Raw genomic sequence first — 18,023 nt, 5'->3', positions numbered from 1 at the left:
TAGCGCGATCACCACCCGCTCCGCACATGCAAAAGTTTGCAGCGCATGCGAGAACAATTCGCATTATTGGATTCGGCCGAACGGTCGTAGAGGTGGTCTAGACCTCATCACTACCGTGGTCCAGACCACACCGGAACGCCCGCGAGGAGAAGCATGTCGAGCAGGAGATGGGTGCTCCCCGCCCTCCTGGCCACCGCGATGGCCGTGTCGCCGGCGCAGGCCCTCGCGCACGGCGGCCACGGGGACCACGGCGGTCACGGTGGCCACGACAAGCGCGAGCGGGTCGTCGGGTACTACACCCAGTGGAGCGGCTACGACCGCAACTTCCTGGTGCGCGACCTCGTGGCCAACGGCACCGCACCGCGGCTCACCCACCTCAACTACGCCTTCGGCTTCCTCGACGAGTCCGGCAAGTGCGTCAGCGCCGACCCGTGGGCGGACTACCAGCGGCCGTTCAGCGCCGAGCAGAGCGTCAACGGCGTCGCGGACGTCGCGGGTCAGCCGCTGTCGGGCAACCTGAACCAGCTCAAGCAGCTCAAGGCGAAGCACCCCGGGCTGCGGATCAACATCTCGCTCGGCGGCTGGACCGGCTCGAAGTACTTCTCCAACGCCGCCCTCACGCCCGAGTCGCGCGCCGCGCACGTGGCGTCCTGCCTGGACCTGTGGCTCAAGGGCAACCTGCCCGACGCCGCACCCGGTGCGGCGGCCGGCGTGTTCGACGGCGTCGACCTGGACTGGGAGTGGCCCTCGTCCGAGGCCGCGCCCGGCAACGTCGTGCGGCCCGAGGACAAGCAGAACTTCACCGCGCTGCTCGTGGAGTACCGCAAGCAGCTGGGCAAGCTGACCTGGCGCACCGGCAAGCGCTACGACCTCACCGCGTTCCTGCCCGCCAACCCGGCCCAGGTCGACCGCGGCTTCGAGGTGAAGAAGGTCTTCGACCTGCTGACCTTCGGCACCATCCAGGGCTACGACTACCACGGCGCCTGGGAGCCGCTGACCAACCAGCAGTCCTCGCTGCGCACGCCGGCGGCCGACCCGACCGCGCCGCCGTTCAGCTCGCAGGTCGCGATCGACCACTACCTGCGCAACGGCGCGCCGAAGAGCAAGGTCGTGATGGGCGTGCCGTTCTACAGCCGGGGCTGGACGGGCGTGCGGGACGAGAACAACGGCCTGTTCCAGCCCGCCACCGGCCCCGCGCCCGCGACCTACGAGGCCGGGTACGAGGACTACCGGATCCTCAAGGCGCAGTTGGCCCAGTTCACCGTGCACCGGGATGCCAAGGCCGGTCACGCGTGGTTGTTCGACGGCACCACGTTCTGGACCTGGGACGACCCGGTCGAGATGAAGCGCAAGGGTCGCTACGTGGCCGAACGGCGCCTTGGCGGCGCGATGATCTGGTCGCTCGACGGCGACACCGCCGACGGCGAGCTGATCAAGGCGCTCACGAGCGGACTGTCCTGAGCTGGACGGTCCACGGGGTCCGGGGAGGTTTCGCGGCGGCCACCTCCCCGGGCCCCACCCCCGTCCTCACGCGCTGCGCCACCCGTCCGCGTTCGCGCGCAGGGCGCGCTCGTAGACGGGAGCGATCTCGACCCCCGGCGGCAGGTTGCCGTTGAGCTCCAGGCTCACCAGGCCGTGCACCGTGCCCCACATGGCCAACGCGATCTGCTCGGGCGGCGGGTCCTGCACGAACGCGCCGGACTCCACCGCGCGCCCGACGTCCCGGACGACCGGCAGGAACGTCTGCACGGCCGCCTCCTTCGTCTCGTCGGACGGCTCGAAGTTCGGCACCACCTTGCTGAACATCACCAGGTAGAACTGCGGGTCGGCCAGCGCGCTCTCCCGGTACGCCAGGCCGATCTGGACCAGGTCCTCCACCGGGTCGCCGGTCTGCGGCACGGTCGCGATGCGTTCACCGAATCGGCGGAACGCCTCCTCGTACACGGCGTTCAGCAGCGCCGGCTTGCCGCCGAACAACGAGTACACGGCCGTGGTCGAGGTGTTGACATCCGCCGCGAGCCTGCGCAAGCTCAAAGCGCCCGGGCCTTCGGTGGACAGCAGTTCGCCCGCCCGCTCGAGCAGTCGCCCGCGGAGCGCGTCGTCGTGTGTCTTCGGTCGTGGCACCGGGGCATCGTATCGCAACACTGTTATAATTCGCGGCCTGGTCATCGTGGTATCAAGTTGGTACCGTCATTCTCCATGGCGATGACTCTGCGTCTGAGCGACGAGGAGAACCGGCGGCTCGACGAACTCGCCGCAGCCGAAGGCCGTTCGAAGCAGGAGGTCGTGCGCTTGGCGTTGGCCGAGCGGTGGGCCAGATTGCAGAAGGAGGAGCAGCTCTCCGAGGTCCTCGGACGCGTGCTCCCCAAGTACCGGGGCCTGCTCGACAGGCTCGGCTCCGCCTGATCCCGGCCCGCCCCGATTGCGGGTTCCCGTACCGAGGGCGCCCGACCGATTACTCGCTGCCCACGACGCCACACCTTCGGGTGATCGCACCCGCGCGCCCTCGCCGTTCGAACATATGTTCGATACGATCAATCCATGCAGCTCAACCGGTGCGGCATAGGGCGTTCACCCATATACCTCTGTGAACGTCCACGGGGGTCCGAAGCGCACCGGTATGGTGCGCCGTTGAAGATCGGGCTGCGTCCAGGTTGCGCTTCGGTGCACAACGCGGCCGACAACATCCTCGCCGCCTCCGGGGCGGGGAGGCGATACGGACCTGAGGGGGTGGGTAGTGGCGCCAGAGACGTCCCGGATGCGGCGTGGCCGCGCCGGAGTCCCCGCCCCTCAGGACAGGGAGCGCGTCAAGCAGTGGTCAACTACCTCGACGCCGGCGACTTGCTCGTGCTGGCGACCGCCGTCACCGGCGGGGATCTGGTCGTGCGCGACTTAGGTCTCCTCGACTCCGCAGCCCACCGCCCCAGGGCCACAGTGCTGGGGGTCGAGGCGTACGACACGCTCTGGCTCAAAGCTTCCGCGTTGCTCGACTCCATCGTCCGCACGCGCCCGTTGGCCGAGGGCAACTGGCGGCTGGGCTGGGTCGCCGCCGTGACGTTGTGCGACATCAACGGCTGGTGGATCGACGCCGAGGAGGACGAAGCCCTCGACCTGGTGCGGGCGCTCGGCCGGGAGCAGATCGACGTGGGCGGCATGGCCGCCCACCTGGAGGCCTGGGGCATGCCCAAGGACGACTGACCGACGGCCCCCGCGACGGGCGACGGCGCCGGATACCGCGAATCGGGTTGACCTGGAGTGCACTCCAGCTCCTACCGTCGACACCGTGACTTACTCGATCGCTCAAGCGGCCGAGCGCAGCGGGTTGTCGATCGACACGCTGCGCTACTACGAACGGATCGGCCTGGTCGACCCGCCTGCCCGGGACTCCGGCGGGCGGCGCAGCTACAGCGACGACGACCTCGGCTGGCTGGTCTTCCTGACCCGGCTGCGCACCACCGGCATGCCCATTCGCATGATGCGCGAGTACGCGCAGCTCAGGCACCGCGGCGCGGCCACCGCCGGTCGCCGCAAGCAGATGCTGTTCGAGCACCGCGCCGCGGTCCGCGCGCGCATCGCCGAGCTGCAGTCGTGCCTGGACGTGCTCGACTACAAGATCACGCACTACGAGCAGATCGAGCACACCTTCGTCGAGGGGATCACGGCGTGAGGGCGTTGGGCGGACTCCGGGTCGGCGACCAGGGCCTGGGCTGCATGGGCATGAGCCAGTCCTACGGCGCGGGGGACGAGGCCGGGTCGATCGCCACCATCCACCGCGCGCTCGACCTCGGCGTCACGCTCCTCGACACCGCCGACGTCTACGGCGCCGGCGCGAACGAGGAGCTGGTGGGGCGGGCGATCAGGGGCCGCCGCGACGAGGTCGTGCTCGCGACGAAGTTCGGGCTGGGCGACCCGGACCGCAGGCCGCGCGGTGACGCCGCCTACGTCAAGCAGGCCCTCGACGCGTCGTTGCGCCGCCTGGGGGTGGACCACGTCGACCTGTACTACCAGCACCGGGTCGACCCGGACGTGCCGATCGAGGAGACCGTCGGCGCGATGGCCGAGCTGGTCGCCGAGGGCAAGGTCCGCCACCTCGGCCTGTCCGAGGCGAGCGCCGCGACGATCCGCCGCGCGCACGCCGTGCACCCGATCAGCGCCCTGCAGAGCGAGTGGTCGCTGTGGACGCGCGACGTCGAGGCCGAGGTCGCGCCGACGTGCCGCGAGCTGGGCATCGGCATCGTGCCGTTCTCGCCGCTGGGCCGGGGCTTCCTCACCGGCCGCGTCACGTCCGTCGCCGACCTGGCCGAGGACGACATGCGCCGCGGCCTGCCCCGGTTCGCCGAGGAGAACTTCGCCCGCAACACGGCCATCGTGGACGCGCTGCGCGCGCTGGCCGCCGAACGCGGCGTCACGGCCGGTCAGCTGGCGCTGGCCTGGGTGCACCACCAGGGCGAGCACGTCGTACCCATCCCGGGCACCAAGCGGGTGGAGTACCTGGAGGAGAACGTCGCCGCCGCCGAGCTGCAACTGGACGCGGACGAGCTCCGCGCGATCGAGGCCGCCGCACCCGCCGTCGCCGGCGACCGGTACCCGCCGGAGTTCCTGCGGCTGTCGAACAAGTGAGCTGGGAGGACCACCGTGGAGAAACGCCGGTTGGGCGCGCTCGAGGTGAGCGCGCAGGGCCTGGGCTGCATGGGCATGAGCGACTTCTACGGCCCCGGTGACGAGGCCGAGTCGACCGCCACCATCCACCGCGCCCTCGACCTGGGCGTCACGCTCCTCGACACGGCCGACATGTACGGGCCGTTCACCAACGAGGAGCTGGTCGGCCGGGCGATCAAGGACCGCCGCGACGAGGTCGTGCTGGCGACGAAGTTCGCCATCGTCCGCGACCCGGGGCTGCCCCGGTCCCAGTGGGGCCTGCGCGGCGACCCGGAGTACGTCCGGCAGGCCGCGGACGCGTCGTTGCGCCGCCTGGGCGTGGAGCACATCGACCTGTACTACCAGCACCGGGTCGACCCGAAGGTGCCCATCGAGGACACCGTCGGCGCGATGGCCGAGCTGGTCGAGCAGGGCAAGGTCCGGCACCTCGGCCTGTCCGAGGCGGGCGCGGAGACGATCCGGCGCGCGCACGCCGTGCACCCGGTCGCGGCCGTGCAGACGGAGTGGTCGCTGTGGTCGCGCGACATCGAGGACGAGGTCGTGCCCACGTGCCGCGAGCTGGGCATCGGCGTCGTCGCGTACTCGCCGCTCGGCCGCGGCTTCCTCACCGGCCGGTACACGTCGAAGGACGACTTCGCGGCCGGCGACTTCCGCCTGGTCGGCCAGCCCCGGTTCGCGGCCGGGAACTTCGACCGCAACCTCGCGCTGGTGGAGTCGCTGCGCGAGGTGGCGCGGGAGCACGACGTGACGGCGGCGCAGATCGCGCTGGCGTGGGTCCACCACCAGGGCGCGGTGCCGATCCCCGGCACCAAGCGGGTGAAGTACGTGGAGGAGAACGCCGCCGCCGCGGACCTCTCGCTGACCGACGCGCAGCTGGCCCGCATCGCCGCCGCCGTGCCGCCCGACGCGGTCGCGGGCACCCGCTACCCGAGCGAGGTGCTGCCCTCGCTCGGCCGGTAGCCGCTACCGGACCACGATGCCGTTGCGCCGGTTGAAGTCCTTCGCGCCCTGCATGGCCAGCACGATCGACACGATCACCAGCACCACCCACACGGGGAACGCGACGATCAGCCCGAGCACCGTCATGGCCAGCAGGACCAGCGGGAAGTTCACCAGCAGCAGGATCACGCCGAGCACCGTCTGACCCGCGTAGAGGTTGCCCGCCCCGAGCCACAGCAGCGACAGCAGCACCGCGATGCCGGGGTTCTTGGCGGTCACCACGCCCCGCACCTGCACCCCGTAGGGCGCGGGGTGCGCGGGCGGGTGCGGCGGCGGCGCCTGCGTCACCGGCCACTGCGTCGCACCGCAGACGGCGCAGTTGACGCTCGGCGGCTGCAGGTACGCGCCGCAGGAACCGCACATCGGCGGTGGACCTACCGGTTGGGTCATTCGACTGCCTCCACGTGTCGTCGCGGCAGTCTGTCGGCCGGGGGAGGCGGAGCGTTACCGATCACATCGGAGCGTGATGGATCGCCCGGGTCAGAGCAACGTCGCGGCGACCGTGGCGCCCAACTCCCGGCACCGCTCCCGCGCGTCGCCGTCCGGTGCGCCGGTCAGGCTCAGCGTCGGCGCCACCGGCCGCCACGCCAACCCGGTCGTGATGTCCCGCAGCGCCTTCACCGCGCCCTCCGTGCCCAGGTTGCCGTGCACGTAGGCCCCGAACGGCCGGCCGCGCGTGGCGTCCAGGCACGGGTAGTAGATCGTGTCGAAGAAGTGCTTCAGCGCGCCGCTGATGTAGCCGATGTTGGCGGGCGTGCCGAGCAGGTAGCCGTCCGCTTCCAGCACGTCGGACGCGGTGGCCGACAGCGCGGGCCGCCGCACCACGTCGACGCCCTCGACCTCCGGGTCGTTCGCCCCCTCCAGCACCGCCTCGAACAGCTCCTGCATGGCGGGTGACGGCGTGTGGTGCACGATCAGCAGGCGGGGCACGCGGCCCAGGTTGCCGCGATCGGTGTGACGTGGCAACCGCTCGGTGGCACCGGTCCCGTCCGGGAAGCCGTCGTGCCTGGTCAACGGCTCGGGCGGGTGGCCGGGTCCGCGGCCGGGCGGTCGGCGTAGCAAGATCGACAAGCGGCGGGTGGGAACCGGCGGGGCCGCCGCACGTCTGGAAGTGTGTAGTCACCGGGAGGGAGTCATGGAAACTCGCAGCATCGCCACGATGAAGCGGAACCGGCGGATCGCCTGGGGCGCGGGGGTGGGGATCGGGGTCGGGTTGATCGGCCTGCCGCTGGTGTTCATCGCCCTGTGGCCGGGCGTCGACCACAGCCCGTGGGACGTCAACACGATGATCCTCGCGACCGGCGTCGCGCTGTGCACCGTCAGCTACATCTCCGGCCGCATCTCGGTCGCCGCCGTCACGCAGCACCGGTCGCGCCCGGTGAGCCCGCCGACCAGGCGTCCGTACCTGGTGGCGGGCGGTGCGCTCGTCGTCGCCGTGCTGTGCCTGCTGCTCGCCCTCGCGTCCTGACCGCTCAGTCCGCGAGCAGCTCGGACACCCGGGCCCGCAGCTCGGCCAACCGCTCCCGGGCACGCACCCGGGCGGCCGGCAGGCCGTCGGACACCGGTTCGACGACCTCCAGGTACGCCTTGAGCTTCGGTTCGGTGCCGGACGGCCGCACGACCACCCGCACGCCTTCGCGGGTCAGCCTGACCACGTCGGCCTCGGGCAGCAGGTCCTCGAACGCGAATCCCGCCGGCGGCTCGCCGCGCAGCCGGGCCATCAACGCGCCGATCCGGCTCAGGTCGGTGAACCGCAGCGAGACCTGGTCGGTCAGGTGCAGGCCGTGGTCGACGGCGAGCTGGTCCAGCGCGTCGAGCAGGGTGCGGCCGGACGCCTTCAGCCCGGCCGCCAGGTCGCACGCCACCACGGCCGCAGAAATGCCGTCCTTGTCGTTGACGCAGGCCGGGTCGACGCAGTTGCCCAGCGCCTCCTCGTAGGCGAACACCAGGCCGTCGCCCGCGCGCACCAGCCACTTGAACCCGGTCAACGTCTCCGCGTAACGCGCGCCGTGCGCCCGGGCGATCGACTTCAGCAGCGAGGACGACACGATCGTGGTGGCCACCAACGGATCCGGGCTCTCCACAGTGGACAGCACCAGGGAGCCGAGGAGCACGCCGGTCTCGTCGCCGCGCAACATCCGCCACGACCCGTCCCGCTCGCGCACGCCCAGCGCGCACCGGTCGGCGTCGGGGTCCAGGGCGATGGCCAGGTCGGCGTCCTCCGCCGCCGCCAGCGCCAGCAACCGGTCCGCCGCGCCCGGCTCCTCCGGGTTCGGGAACGCCACGGTCGGGAAACCCGGGTCCGGCACGGCCTGCTCGCGCACGACCCGCACGTCGGTGAACCCGGCCCGCCGCAACGCCTCCACCGCCGTCGCGCCGCCGACGCCGTGCATCGGCGTCAACACCACGCGCAGGTCGCGCTGGACGCCGCGCGGCAGCGACGCGACCCGCTCCAGGTACTCGTCCACCTCGGCGTCCGACACCGGCAGGTAGTCGTCCGACAGCGGCACCGACACGGCCGCGGGCACGCCCCGGATCGCCGCCTCGATCTCGCGGTCCTCCGGCGGCACGATCTGCCCGCCACCGGCCAGGTACAGCTTGTAGCCGTTGTCCGCGGGCGGGTTGTGCGAGGCGGTGATCTGCACGCCCGCCACCGCCGCGTGCCGCTTGACCAGGAACGCCAGCACCGGCGTCGGCAGCGGTCCCGGCAGCACCCGCACGGTGAACCCCGCGCCCGCCAGCACACCGGCCGCCGCCGCCGCGAAGTCCTCCGACCCGTGCCGCGCGTCCCGGCCCACGAACACCGTGCCGACGTGCCCGTGCGCCTTGAGCCACGCGGCGAGGCCGGCCGTGGTGCGGATGACCACGGCCCGGTTCATCCCGTTCGGCCCGGCCCGCACGGGACCGCGCAGCCCCGCCGTGCCGAACGCCAGCGGGCCCGCCATCCGGTCGGCCACCTCGTCGGCCGCGGCGGCGTCACCGCCCATCGCCCGCGCCACGACGGTCTGCAGCTCCAGGCGCGTCGCCGGGTCGGGGTCGTCGGCGATCCAGCGGAACGCGGCGTCGCGCAGGGCCGGGGCGAGGGTCATGCCCGCGTCACCAGCTCCCGCAGCAGCGCGCCCATCCGGCTCGCCGCCGCCTGGCCCGCCTCCAGCACCTCTTCGTGGTTGAGCGGCTCGCCGGTGATGCCCGCGGCCAGGTTCGTCACCAGGGACAGGCCGAACACCTCGACGCCCTCCGCGCGGGCCGCGATGGCCTCCAGCACGGTGGACATGCCGACCAGGTCCGCGCCCATCGTGCGCAGCATCCGGATCTCGGCGGGCGTCTCGAAGTGCGGTCCGGGCAGGCCCGCGTAGACGCCGTCCTCCAGCGACGGGTCGATCTCCCGGGCGAGGTCGCGCAGGCGCGGCGAGTAGAGGTCGGTGAGGTCCACGAACCGCGCCCCGACCAGCGGTGACGACGCGGTCAGGTTCAGGTGGTCGCTGATCAGCACCGGCTGGCCGACCGCCATGCCCTGCCGCAGCCCGCCCGCCGCGTTGGTCAGCACGACCGTGCCGACACCCGCCGCGGCGGCCGTGCGCACGCCGTGCACGACCTTGGCCACGCCCTTGCCCTCGTACCCGTGCGTCCGGCCGAGCATGACCAGCACGTGCTTGTCGCCGACGCTCACCGAGCGCACCGTGCCGCCGTGGCCGACGGCGGTGGGCGCCTCGAACCCGGGCAGCTCGCCCATGGGCACCTCGGCGTCGGGCTCGCCGATGAGGTCGGCGGCGGGGCGCCACCCCGACCCGAGGACGACGGCGATGTCGTGCCTGCCCACCCCGGTCCGCTCGGCCAGCGCCTTGGCCGCGTCGGTGGCCAGGGCCTCAGGGGTGGTGTTCTCACTGATACCGGTCACGCCGCGAGCCTAATCGCCGCCTGTCCCCGTTGCCCGCAGTGCCGTGGGTCCCGGTGGTACCGCCGCCGGGCGAAGCGGTCGACGGGTGGAGCAGCGGACGCGGCATCCGACCGGTTGACGAATCCGCCACGCCGGGCACGACCCGTCCGGCTCAACTGCGGTCACGCGCGCCGCGGAATCCAGGAAACGAAAGGCCACGCGGTTCGCCGAGCGAATGGTCGAGAATCCGCCGGCATCCGGATTGGCGCCTCCCTACGGTCGATTCCCGTGAATGTCCACCCTGTCGCCAAGAATCCGATAGTCGCCCGACCGCGTGGCTCCGCGGTGTGGTTCATGTCGCTCGCGGCCGCGCTCGGGACGTCCACGACCTACCCGCTGCAGCCCGCGATCGCGGACGTCGCGGATTCCCTGGGCTCGTCGATCGCCGCGGTCGGAATCGCGCTCGCGTGCGGCCCGGTCGGCTACCTCGTCGGACTCGGCCTGCTCGTTCCGCTGGTCGACCGCTTCTCCCCGAGACGGGTGCTCGCGGCCCAGTTCGGGGTCCTGGCGGTCGCGTTGGCGGCGTGTGCCGCGGTGGGCAACGCGGTGGTGTTGGGACTGGTGATCGGCGTGGTCGGAGCCTGTTCGGCGGTGGGGGCGGGCCTCAGCTCGCTGGCGGGCCGGCTGGCCGGCGAACGTCGACGCGCGACCGTCCTGGGCATCGTCACCGCCGGGATCTCGGGCGGGATCCTCGCCGGCAGGATCGTGGGCGGTCGCCTCGCCGACGAGATCGGCTGGCGCGGGATGCTCCTCGGGTTCGCCGCCGCCTGCGCGCTGGTCGCGCTGTGGTCGCTGCGGGTGCTCCCGGCCGCGCGGGGCGGCGTCGGGCACGGCTACCTCGCCACCCTGCGCTCGGTGCCCGGGTTGTTCGCCCGGCACGCGCCGCTCCGGCTCGCGGCAGTGCGCGGCGCGCTGTGGTTCTTCGGGTTCTGCGCCGTGTGGTCCGGGCTCGCGGTAGCCCTCTCCGCGCCGCCGCACTCGCACTCGGCCGAGCGGATCGGCCTGTACGCGCTGGCCGGCCTCACCGGTGTCCTCGCGACCCAGGTCGCCGGCGCCTGGACCGATCGGGTGGGCGCGCGGCGCGTCGTCCTGGCGGGCTTGGCCGTGGCCGGGACCGCTGCGGTCGTCCTCGGCTTCACGCTCGAGAACACCGTCGTGACCCTCGTGTGCCTGGCCCTGTTCGACGCCGGTCTCTTCGCCGCCCAGGTCGCGAACCAGAGCACCGTCCTGTCCATCGACCCGGCGGCCCCCGCGCGTTTCAACAGCGCGTACATGCTGGTGTACTTCGTGGGCGGCAGCCTCGGCACCGCTTTCGGCGCGACCGCCGTCGAGTGGTTCGGCTGGCCGATCACCGCCGCGATCACGGCCGCCGTCATCGCCATAGCGGCCACGATCACCGTCCTCGCACCTCAGGGTGCGACCACACGTTCGGTTCCGTGATCCGGCGACCGGTGTTCGGCGGCCGATGTCGCCGCATTCGCCTAGTCGTTCACCCGGAACGTCGGCGCGATCGTGTCGAACAGCCGGCTCCGCCCCGTCTCCTCCTGCTCGGTCGGCACGACGACCTCGACCACCCACAGGTCGTTGCCGCGGGGCAGCACCCGCGAGTACCGGCTGCGACGCAGGTCAGGGCCGGGGGAGACGGTGTCGCGGCCCAGCGGGGTGGCCCGTTCGACGGTCCGGTAGCTGTACTGGACGCCCGGCTCCTTGCCCCCCGGCGGCAGTGCGTCGGTCGCCTCCAGGGCCTCGCCGAAGTACTGGTCCTCCGCCCACCGCGAGCGCACCAGCCGCAGGTAGTCCTTGATCGTGTTCCGCTCGTAGTAGTCCGGGAACCGCTGCACCGTCACCTCGTACCACCCGTTCGGCGCGACCAGGTGCACCACCGTGCTCGGGCCGAGCCCGTTGTTCGCCCGCTGCTCCAGGAAGCTGGTCCAGTCCGGCCCCACCTCGATGGTGAACTCGGCGCCCTGCTCGCCGTTCGCCGCCGCGGCCGACGCCGTGGTCGGCAGCAGCGACGGCGTCTCGACGATCGCGGGCGGTGACGGCGTCTCCTGCGTCGGCGGGGGCAGCAGGGACGCACCGGCGACCGTCCTGGTCAGGGCGAAGCCCGACACGCTGCCGATCGCGAACAGCACCACCGCCGACAACGCCACCAGCACCGCCGGCCCCGGCCGCCGGGTCAGCTCGCGCGTCGGCGCCTGCGCCACCATGAACGGCAGCGGCCCGGGATCGGCGGCCAGCGGCGTCTCCGGCGGTACCGGCGGCTTGACCGGCGCCGGCCGCACGACCTCCACCACCGGCCGGGTGGCCGCCGACGCCGGGAACACGTCCGTGCCCGGCTCCGGCAGCAGCGGCCGGACCAGCCGCCGCACCTCGGCCAACGTGATCCGCTCGTCCGGCGCCTTCACCATGAGCCCCGCGACCACGGCCTCCAACGCGCCGCAGGCCGACGCCGACGGCACGTCGCCGTGCACCACCTGGTTGATCGTCTGCAGCACGTTCGCGCCCTCGTACGGCTGCTGGCCGGTCATCGCCGCGAACAGCGTCGCGCCCAGCGACCACTGGTCCGCCGCGAACGACACCGCCGCGCCCGCCGCCACCTCGGGCGCGATGAACGCGGGCGTCCCCAACGTGATCCCGCGGCTGGTCAGGGTGGCCTCGGCGACGTTGCGGGCGATGCCGAAGTCGGTCAGCTTCACCCGGCCGTCGTCGGCCACCAGCACGTTGCCCGGCTTCACGTCCCGGTGCGTGATCCCGGCCCGGTGCGCGGCCTCCAACGCGGCGGCCACCGCGTCCGCCACCACCGCGCCCTGCACGTCGGTCAGCGGACCGCGCTGCCGCACTACCTCCGCCAACGACGACGACGGCACCAGCTCCATCACCACGTACGGGTCGCCGTCGACCTGCACCACGTCGTACAGCGTCACCAGGTTCGGGTGCGCGAGCGCCGCCGCCGACCGGGCCTCGCGCAGCGTCCGCTCCCGGATCACCTCGTCCTCGTCGTCCGAGCCGCCCGCCGGGCGCAGGATCTCCTTCACCGCGACGTCCCGCCGCAGCACCTCGTCGTGCGCCGCCCAGACGGTGCCCATCGAGCCGCGCCCCAGGACGTGCCGCAGGCGGTAGCGGCCGGCGATCAGTCGCTCGGATTCCACTGCGCCATCATCCACCAGCGTGGAAGACTGCAATCTGCATCGTTCACGGCGGTGAACCTCACATAGCCGTCGAACTACCGGTGAGTAACACTGCGGAGCATGATGGAGCCGTCAGGCGAGTTGGCGTTGGCCGCCGAATTCACCACCCCTGACCGCGAGCAGTGGCTGGACCTGGTCCGAGGCGTGCTGCGCAAGTCGGGCGCGGACTTCGACTCCCTGGTCACCACCACCTACGACGGCATCGCCGTCCAGCCGCTCTACACCGCCGCCGACCAGGCGCCGGACGCCGGTTTCCCGGGGTCGGCCCCGTTCACCCGGGGCGGTCGGCCGCAGGGCGCGGTCGAGGGCTGGGACGTCCGCCAGCAGCACCGGGTCGCCGACCGCGAGGCGGTGATGGCGGACCTGGAGAACGGCGTCACGTCGCTGTGGCTCAAAGGGCTCGACCCGGCCGCCTACGACGAGGTGCTGGCCGACGTCTACCTGGACCTCGCGCCGGTGGTCGTGGACGCGGGCGCGGACTTCCTCGAAGCCGGGCGGGCCATGCTGCGGGTCTGGGACCAGCGGCCGGTGCTCGCCAGTGAGGTGCGGGGCAACGTCGGCGCGGACCCCTTGGGCGTGCAGGCGCGCACGGGGCGGCCCGCCGACCTCGCCGCCCTGACCGACCTGCTGGGCAAGACCCGCGAGTTCCCCGGGCTGCGCCTGGTCGTCGTGGACGGCCTGCCGTTCCACGAGGCCGGCGGCTCGGACGCGCAGGAGCTGGGCGCGTCCCTCGCGGCCGGTGTCGCGTACCTGCGGCACCTGACCGAGGCCGGGTTGGACGTCGCGGAAGCCGTGCGGCTGCTGGAGTTCCGGTACGCGGCGACCGCCGACCAGTTCTCCACCATCGCCAAGTTCCGGGCCGCCCGGCGGCTCTGGGCGCGGGTCACCGAGGTGGCCGGCGCGCCGAGCCCGCAACTGCAGCACGCGGTCACGTCGCCCGCGATGATGACCCGCCGCGACCCGTGGGTGAACATGCTGCGCACCACCGTGGCGTGCTTCGGCGCGGGCCTCGGCGGCGCGGACGCGGTGACCGTGCTGCCGTTCGACCACGCGATCGGCCTGTCCGACGACTTCGCCCGGCGCATCGCCCGCAACACGCAGTCGCTGCTGCTGGAGGAGTCGAAGCTGGCCGCCGTGATCGACCCGGCGGGCGGCTCCTGGTACGTGGAACGGCTCACCGACGACCTCGCGCGCGCCGCCTGGGCGTGGTTCCGCGAGATCGAGGCCGCCGGCGGTCTGCCTGCGGCGTTCAACCTGGTCGGCGACCGGATCGCGGCCACCTGGGACCGGCGCCGGGCGAACCTGGCCGACCGGACCGACGCGCTGACCGGCGTCAGCGAGTTCCCGAACCTGGGCGAGCAGCCGGTGGTCCGCCCGCCCGCCCCCGAAGACCGGCCCGCCCCCGAAGACTCCTCTGCACCCGAAGACCGGCCCACCCCCGAAGTTCGGCCCGCACCCGGAGGACCGTCCGCACCCGGAGAACCGCGAGAACCGGGCCAGGCCAACGGCCACGCTGCGCAGGAGTCCCCCTCGGGGGATCCCCGGTCTTCATTCTCCCAGAAGGGTCCGACAATCTCGGGCCCCCGAACCCGGCCCCTGCCCCGCATCCGGTACGCCCAGGACTTCGAGGCGCTGCGCGACGCGGCCGACGCGAGCCCCGAGCGCCCGAAGGTCTTCCTGGCCACCCTCGGCCCGGTCGCCGCGCACACCGCGCGGGCCGCGTTCGCGGCGAACCTGTTCCAGGCGGGCGGCATCGAGACGCCCGACGCCGGGCCCACCGGGACCGTGGACGACGTGGTCGCGAAGTTCCGCGAGAGCGGCGCCCGGATCGCCTGCCTGTGCGGCAGCGAGAGCAGCTACGCCGAGCTGGCCGCGCCCGTGGCGCGAGCGCTGCGCGAAGCGGGCGCGGAGCGGATCCTGTTGGCGGGCAAGAAGTCCGACGCGGAGATCGACGAGTACGTGTTCACCGGCTGTCCCGCCCTGGACGTGCTGGAGCACACGTTCGAATCCCTTGGAGTCCAGCGATGATCCCGAACTTCGCCGACATCGACCTGGGCGAACCCACCGCCGCCGCCGACGCCGCGCAGTGGCACGCCGCGCTCCAGGAGGCGACCGGCAAGGGCGCGGACGCGCTGACGTGGGAGACGCCCGAGGGCATCGGCGTCAAACCCGTCTACACGGCCGCCGACACCGAGGGCCTCGACTTCCTCGCGACCTACCCGGGCATCGCGCCGTTCCTGCGCGGCCCGTACCCGACGATGTACGTCAACCAGCCGTGGACGATCCGGCAGTACGCCGGGTTCTCCACCGCCGAGGAGTCCAACGCCTTCTACCGCCGCAACCTCGCGGCCGGCCAGAAGGGCCTGTCCGTCGCGTTCGACCTGGCCACCCACCGCGGCTACGACTCCGACCACCCCCGCGTGGCCGGTGACGTCGGCATGGCGGGCGTGGCCATCGACTCGATCTACGACATGCGCCGGCTGTTCGACGGCATCCCGCTGGACAAGATGAGCGTGTCGATGACCATGAACGGCGCCGTCCTGCCGATCCTGGCGCTGTACGTCGTCGCGGCCGAGGAGCAGGGGGTGGCGCCCGAGCAGCTGGCCGGGACCATCCAGAACGACATCCTCAAGGAGTTCATGGTCCGCAACACCTACATCTACCCGCCGAAGCCGTCGATGCGGATCATCTCCGACATCTTCGCGTTCACCTCGCGGCGGATGCCGAAGTTCAACTCCATCTCCATCTCCGGCTACCACATGCAGGAAGCCGGCGCGACGGCCGACCTGGAGCTGGCCTACACGCTCGCGGACGGCGTGGAGTACCTGCGGGCGGGCCGCGGCGCGGGACTGGACATCGACGCGTTCGCGCCTCGGCTGTCGTTCTTCTGGGCGGTCGGCATGAACTTCTTCATGGAAGTCGCCAAGCTGCGCGCCGCCCGGCTGCTGTGGGCGAAGCTGGTCAAGGGCTTCGACCCGAAGTCGCCGAAGTCGCTGTCCCTGCGCACGCACTGCCAGACGTCCGGCTGGTCGCTGACCGCGCAGGACGTGTTCAACAACGTCGCGCGCACGTGCGTCGAGGCGATGGCCGCCACGCAGGGGCACACGCAGTCGCTGCACACCAACGCGCTGGACGAGGCCCTGGCGCTGCCGACGGACTTCTCCGCGCGCATCGCCCGCAACACCCAGCTGCTGCTCCAGCAGGAATCCGGCACCACGCGGGTGATCGACCCGTGGGGCGGCAGCGCGTTCGTGGAGCGCCTCACGCACGACCTGGCGCACCGCGCCTGGTCGCACATCACCGAAGTCGAGGCCGCGGGCGGGATGGCGCAGGCCATCGAGGCGGGCATCCCGAAGCTGCGCATCGAGGAGGCCGCCGCGCGCACCCAGGCGCGCATCGACTCCGGCCGGCAGCCGGTGATCGGCGTGAACAAGTACCAGGTCGAGTTCGACGAGAAGATCGACGTGCTCAAGGTCGACAACGCCGGTGTGCGCGCGCAGCAGCTGGCGAAGCTGGCCCGGTTGCGCGAAGAGCGCGACCAGTCCGCCGTCGACTCCGCGCTGACCGCGCTGACCGAGGCCGCGGGCTCCGACGGCAACCTGCTGGAGCTGGCGATCTCCGCGGCCCGCGCCAAGGCCACCGTCGGGGAGATCTCCGAGGCGCTGGGCAAGGTGTGGGGCAGGCACTCCGCGCAGATCCGCACCATCACCGGCGTGTACCGGGAGGAGGCCGGGTCCGTTTCCCCGGGAGAGAGGACGCCAGTGGTGGCTACCCTCGAGGCGGCCGCGGCGTTCGCCGAGGCCGAAGGGCGTCGACCGCGCATCCTGGTCGCCAAGATGGGCCAGGACGGGCACGACCGCGGCCAGAAGGTGATCGCGACCGCGTTCGCCGACCTCGGCTTCGACGTGGACGTCGGCCCGCTGTTCCAGACGCCGGAGGAGGTCGCGCGCCAGGCCGTCGAGGCCGACGTGCACATCGTCGGCGTGTCGTCGCTGGCCGCGGGCCACCTCACGCTGGTGCCCGCGCTGCGCTCGGCGCTGGCGGGGATGGGCCGCGAGGACATCATGATCGTGGTCGGCGGCGTGATCCCGCCCCAGGACTTCGACGCGCTGCGCGAGGCGGGCGCGGCGGCGATCTTCCCGCCCGGCACGGTCATCGCCGACGCGGCGGGCGACCTGCTGCGCGAGCTCGCCGGGCAGCTCGGCCACGACGACCTGCCGGGACGAGATGGCTAGGCCGGTCGACGTCGGCGAGTACGCCAAGGGCGTGCTCGCCGGCAACCGGGGCACGCTGGCCCGGGCTATCACGCTGGTCGAGTCGACGCGCCCGGACCACCGCGCGTCGGCGCAGGAGCTGCTGGTCGAGCTGCTGCCGCACTCGGGCAACGCGCACCGCGTCGGCATCACCGGTGTGCCCGGCGTGGGCAAGTCGACGTTCATCGACGCGTTCGGCTCGATGCTGACCGCGCGGGGCCACCGGGTGGCGGTGCTGGCGGTCGACCCGTCGTCCACCCGCACCGGCGGCTCGATCCTGGGCGACAAGACCCGGATGGCCCGGCTCGCGGTGGACGAGGCGGCGTTCATCCGGCCGTCGCCGACCTCCGGCACGCTCGGCGGCGTGGCCAGGGCGACCCGCGAGACGATCGTGCTGGTCGAGGCCGCGGGCTACGACGTGGTGCTGGTCGAGACGGTCGGCGTCGGCCAGTCCGAGGTCGCGGTGGCCGACATGACCGACTGCTCGCTGCTGCTCACCCTCGCCCGCACCGGCGACCAGCTCCAGGGCATCAAGAAGGGCGTGCTGGAGCTGGCCGACGTGATCGCGGTCAACAAGGCCGACGGCCCGCACGAGCAGGACGCCCGCAAGGCCGCCCGCGAGCTGGCCGGCGCGCTGCGGCTGCTGCGCCCGCCGGACGCCCCGTGGCACCCGCCCGTGCTGACGTGCAGCGGGCTGGACGGCTCCGGGCTCGACACCGTGTGGCGGCAGGTCGTCCAGCACCGGGAGACCCTGGAGGCGGGCGGCGGGCTGGCCGAGCGGCGGCGTCGCCAGCAGGTCGACTGGACCTGGGCCATGGTGAACGACCAGCTGCTCACGAGCCTGCGCGCGGCGCCGGGCGTGCGCTCGGTCGTGCCCGAGGTGGAACGGCAGGTGCGCGCCGGCGAGCTCACCGCCACGCTGGCCGCCGAACGCATCCTGGCCGCGTTCCGCGCCGACCCGGGTCGAGGCTGGTAGCGGGCACG

17 protein-coding genes are annotated in these 18,023 nt (G+C 72.6%); 11 read left to right on the top strand and 6 right to left on the bottom strand.

The window, feature by feature from the left end; translation table 11 throughout:
• Positions 1 to 153 precede the first annotated feature (153 nt).
• Positions 154 to 1,461 (top strand): glycoside hydrolase family 18 protein, encoded by a 1,308-nt coding sequence (locus AB0I91_RS36185; protein WP_498780525.1) that lies wholly within the window; start codon positions 154 to 156, stop codon positions 1,459 to 1,461.
• A 66-nt stretch (positions 1,462 to 1,527) separates the two neighbouring features.
• Here AB0I91_RS36185 and AB0I91_RS36180 read toward each other — a convergent pair whose 3' ends face one another.
• Positions 1,528 to 2,124: a TetR/AcrR family transcriptional regulator gene (locus tag AB0I91_RS36180; RefSeq protein ID WP_498780524.1), complete on the bottom strand. Its 597-nt coding sequence runs from the start codon at positions 2,122 to 2,124 to the stop codon at positions 1,528 to 1,530.
• A gap of 75 nt (positions 2,125 to 2,199) precedes the next feature.
• On the opposite strand from AB0I91_RS36180, the gene AB0I91_RS36175 reads away from it, so the two are divergent.
• From AB0I91_RS36175 to AB0I91_RS36155, 5 genes are all read left to right on the top strand, one after another.
• Entirely contained in the window at positions 2,200 to 2,406 is a 207-nt protein-coding gene (locus tag AB0I91_RS36175; protein ID WP_015105038.1) for a type II toxin-antitoxin system VapB family antitoxin, read from the top strand.
• A gap of 408 nt (positions 2,407 to 2,814) precedes the next feature.
• Positions 2,815 to 3,198 (top strand): type II toxin-antitoxin system death-on-curing family toxin, encoded by a 384-nt coding sequence (locus tag AB0I91_RS36170; RefSeq protein ID WP_053718933.1) that lies wholly within the window; start codon positions 2,815 to 2,817, stop codon positions 3,196 to 3,198.
• A gap of 85 nt (positions 3,199 to 3,283) precedes the next feature.
• Entirely contained in the window at positions 3,284 to 3,667 is a 384-nt protein-coding gene (locus AB0I91_RS36165; protein ID WP_498780523.1) for a MerR family transcriptional regulator, read from the top strand.
• Positions 3,668 to 3,711: 44 nt separating this feature from the next.
• Positions 3,712 to 4,620, top strand: coding sequence for an aldo/keto reductase (locus tag AB0I91_RS36160; RefSeq protein ID WP_499640948.1), 909 nt, complete (start codon positions 3,712 to 3,714; stop codon positions 4,618 to 4,620).
• Between the two features lie 69 nt (positions 4,621 to 4,689).
• A complete protein-coding gene (locus AB0I91_RS36155; RefSeq protein WP_498780587.1) occupies positions 4,690 to 5,619 on the top strand; it encodes an aldo/keto reductase in 930 nt (309 codons plus the stop codon).
• Positions 5,620 to 5,622: 3 nt separating this feature from the next.
• On the opposite strand, the gene AB0I91_RS36150 is transcribed toward AB0I91_RS36155, so the two are convergent.
• Both AB0I91_RS36150 and AB0I91_RS36145 read right to left on the bottom strand, forming a co-directional pair.
• A complete protein-coding gene (locus AB0I91_RS36150; protein ID WP_498780522.1) occupies positions 5,623 to 6,048 on the bottom strand; it encodes a TM2 domain-containing protein in 426 nt (141 codons plus the stop codon).
• 90 nt (positions 6,049 to 6,138) lie between these two features.
• Positions 6,139 to 6,588: a flavodoxin family protein gene (locus tag AB0I91_RS36145; protein WP_498780585.1), complete on the bottom strand. Its 450-nt coding sequence runs from the start codon at positions 6,586 to 6,588 to the stop codon at positions 6,139 to 6,141.
• Positions 6,589 to 6,793: 205 nt separating this feature from the next.
• Here AB0I91_RS36145 and AB0I91_RS36140 point away from each other — a divergent pair, with 205 nt between their 5' ends.
• A complete protein-coding gene (locus AB0I91_RS36140; protein ID WP_499640921.1) occupies positions 6,794 to 7,126 on the top strand; it encodes a hypothetical protein in 333 nt (110 codons plus the stop codon).
• A 4-nt stretch (positions 7,127 to 7,130) separates the two neighbouring features.
• On the opposite strand, the gene AB0I91_RS36135 is transcribed toward AB0I91_RS36140, so the two are convergent.
• Positions 7,131 to 8,747, bottom strand: coding sequence for a phospho-sugar mutase (locus AB0I91_RS36135; RefSeq protein WP_499640919.1), 1,617 nt, complete (start codon positions 8,745 to 8,747; stop codon positions 7,131 to 7,133).
• On the bottom strand, positions 8,744 to 9,556 hold the full coding sequence (locus tag AB0I91_RS36130) for a purine-nucleoside phosphorylase (RefSeq protein WP_498780519.1): 813 nt from the start codon (positions 9,554 to 9,556) through the stop codon (positions 8,744 to 8,746). The genes AB0I91_RS36135 and AB0I91_RS36130 overlap by 4 nt, the downstream gene beginning before the upstream one ends.
• A 333-nt stretch (positions 9,557 to 9,889) precedes the next feature.
• Between AB0I91_RS36130 and AB0I91_RS36125 the strand changes: the two genes are divergently transcribed.
• Positions 9,890 to 11,035: an MFS transporter gene (locus AB0I91_RS36125; RefSeq protein WP_499616673.1), complete on the top strand. Its 1,146-nt coding sequence runs from the start codon at positions 9,890 to 9,892 to the stop codon at positions 11,033 to 11,035.
• A gap of 41 nt (positions 11,036 to 11,076) precedes the next feature.
• Here the strand turns inward: AB0I91_RS36125 and AB0I91_RS36120 are convergent, their stop codons facing one another.
• Positions 11,077 to 12,747 carry a serine/threonine-protein kinase gene (locus AB0I91_RS36120; RefSeq protein ID WP_499640917.1) on the bottom strand — a complete coding sequence of 557 codons (1,671 nt, stop codon included), beginning with the start codon at positions 12,745 to 12,747 and terminating at the stop codon, positions 11,077 to 11,079.
• A 102-nt stretch (positions 12,748 to 12,849) separates the two neighbouring features.
• On the opposite strand from AB0I91_RS36120, the gene AB0I91_RS36115 reads away from it, so the two are divergent.
• The 3 genes from AB0I91_RS36115 to meaB are packed head-to-tail and all read left to right on the top strand — an operon-like array spanning position 12,850 to position 18,015.
• Complete coding sequence (locus tag AB0I91_RS36115; RefSeq protein WP_499640946.1) at positions 12,850 to 14,814, top strand: methylmalonyl-CoA mutase family protein; 1,965 nt, start codon at positions 12,850 to 12,852, stop codon at positions 14,812 to 14,814.
• Positions 14,811 to 17,021 (top strand): methylmalonyl-CoA mutase, encoded by a 2,211-nt coding sequence (scpA, locus tag AB0I91_RS36110; RefSeq protein ID WP_498780516.1) that lies wholly within the window; start codon positions 14,811 to 14,813, stop codon positions 17,019 to 17,021. Before AB0I91_RS36115 ends, scpA begins: the two co-directional genes overlap by 4 nt.
• A complete protein-coding gene (meaB, locus tag AB0I91_RS36105) occupies positions 17,014 to 18,015 on the top strand; it encodes a methylmalonyl Co-A mutase-associated GTPase MeaB (protein WP_499616666.1) in 1,002 nt (333 codons plus the stop codon). The genes scpA and meaB overlap by 8 nt, the downstream gene beginning before the upstream one ends.
• Positions 18,016 to 18,023 lie beyond the last annotated feature (8 nt).

Origin of the sequence: Actinosynnema sp. NPDC049800, from assembly GCF_040656635.1 — a bacterium.
Classification (GTDB): Bacteria; Actinomycetota; Actinomycetes; order Mycobacteriales; family Pseudonocardiaceae; genus Actinosynnema.
Note: the sequence above shows the minus strand (reverse complement) of the source record. Positions and strands in the feature narration are given on the sequence as shown.

Bases quoted from the DNA above. Each gene is read 5' to 3' on its own strand.
- AB0I91_RS36185 (WP_498780525.1), top strand. From the start codon at position 154: ATGTCGAGCAGGAGATGGGTGCTCCCCGCCCTCCTGGCCACCGCGATG.
- AB0I91_RS36175 (WP_015105038.1), top strand. From the start codon at position 2,200: ATGGCGATGACTCTGCGTCTGAGCGACGAGGAGAACCGGCGGCTCGAC.
- AB0I91_RS36160 (WP_499640948.1), top strand. From the start codon at position 3,712: ATGGGCATGAGCCAGTCCTACGGCGCGGGGGACGAGGCCGGGTCGATC.
- AB0I91_RS36155 (WP_498780587.1), top strand. From the start codon at position 4,690: ATGGGCATGAGCGACTTCTACGGCCCCGGTGACGAGGCCGAGTCGACC.
- AB0I91_RS36150 (WP_498780522.1), bottom strand. From the start codon at position 6,048: ATGACCCAACCGGTAGGTCCACCGCCGATGTGCGGTTCCTGCGGCGCG.
- AB0I91_RS36140 (WP_499640921.1), top strand. From the start codon at position 6,794: ATGGAAACTCGCAGCATCGCCACGATGAAGCGGAACCGGCGGATCGCC.
- AB0I91_RS36135 (WP_499640919.1), bottom strand. From the start codon at position 8,747: ATGACCCTCGCCCCGGCCCTGCGCGACGCCGCGTTCCGCTGGATCGCC.
- AB0I91_RS36125 (WP_499616673.1), top strand. From the start codon at position 9,890: ATGTCGCTCGCGGCCGCGCTCGGGACGTCCACGACCTACCCGCTGCAG.
- AB0I91_RS36115 (WP_499640946.1), top strand. From the start codon at position 12,850: ATGGAGCCGTCAGGCGAGTTGGCGTTGGCCGCCGAATTCACCACCCCT.
- scpA (WP_498780516.1), top strand. From the start codon at position 14,811: ATGATCCCGAACTTCGCCGACATCGACCTGGGCGAACCCACCGCCGCC.
- meaB (WP_499616666.1), top strand. From the start codon at position 17,014: ATGGCTAGGCCGGTCGACGTCGGCGAGTACGCCAAGGGCGTGCTCGCC.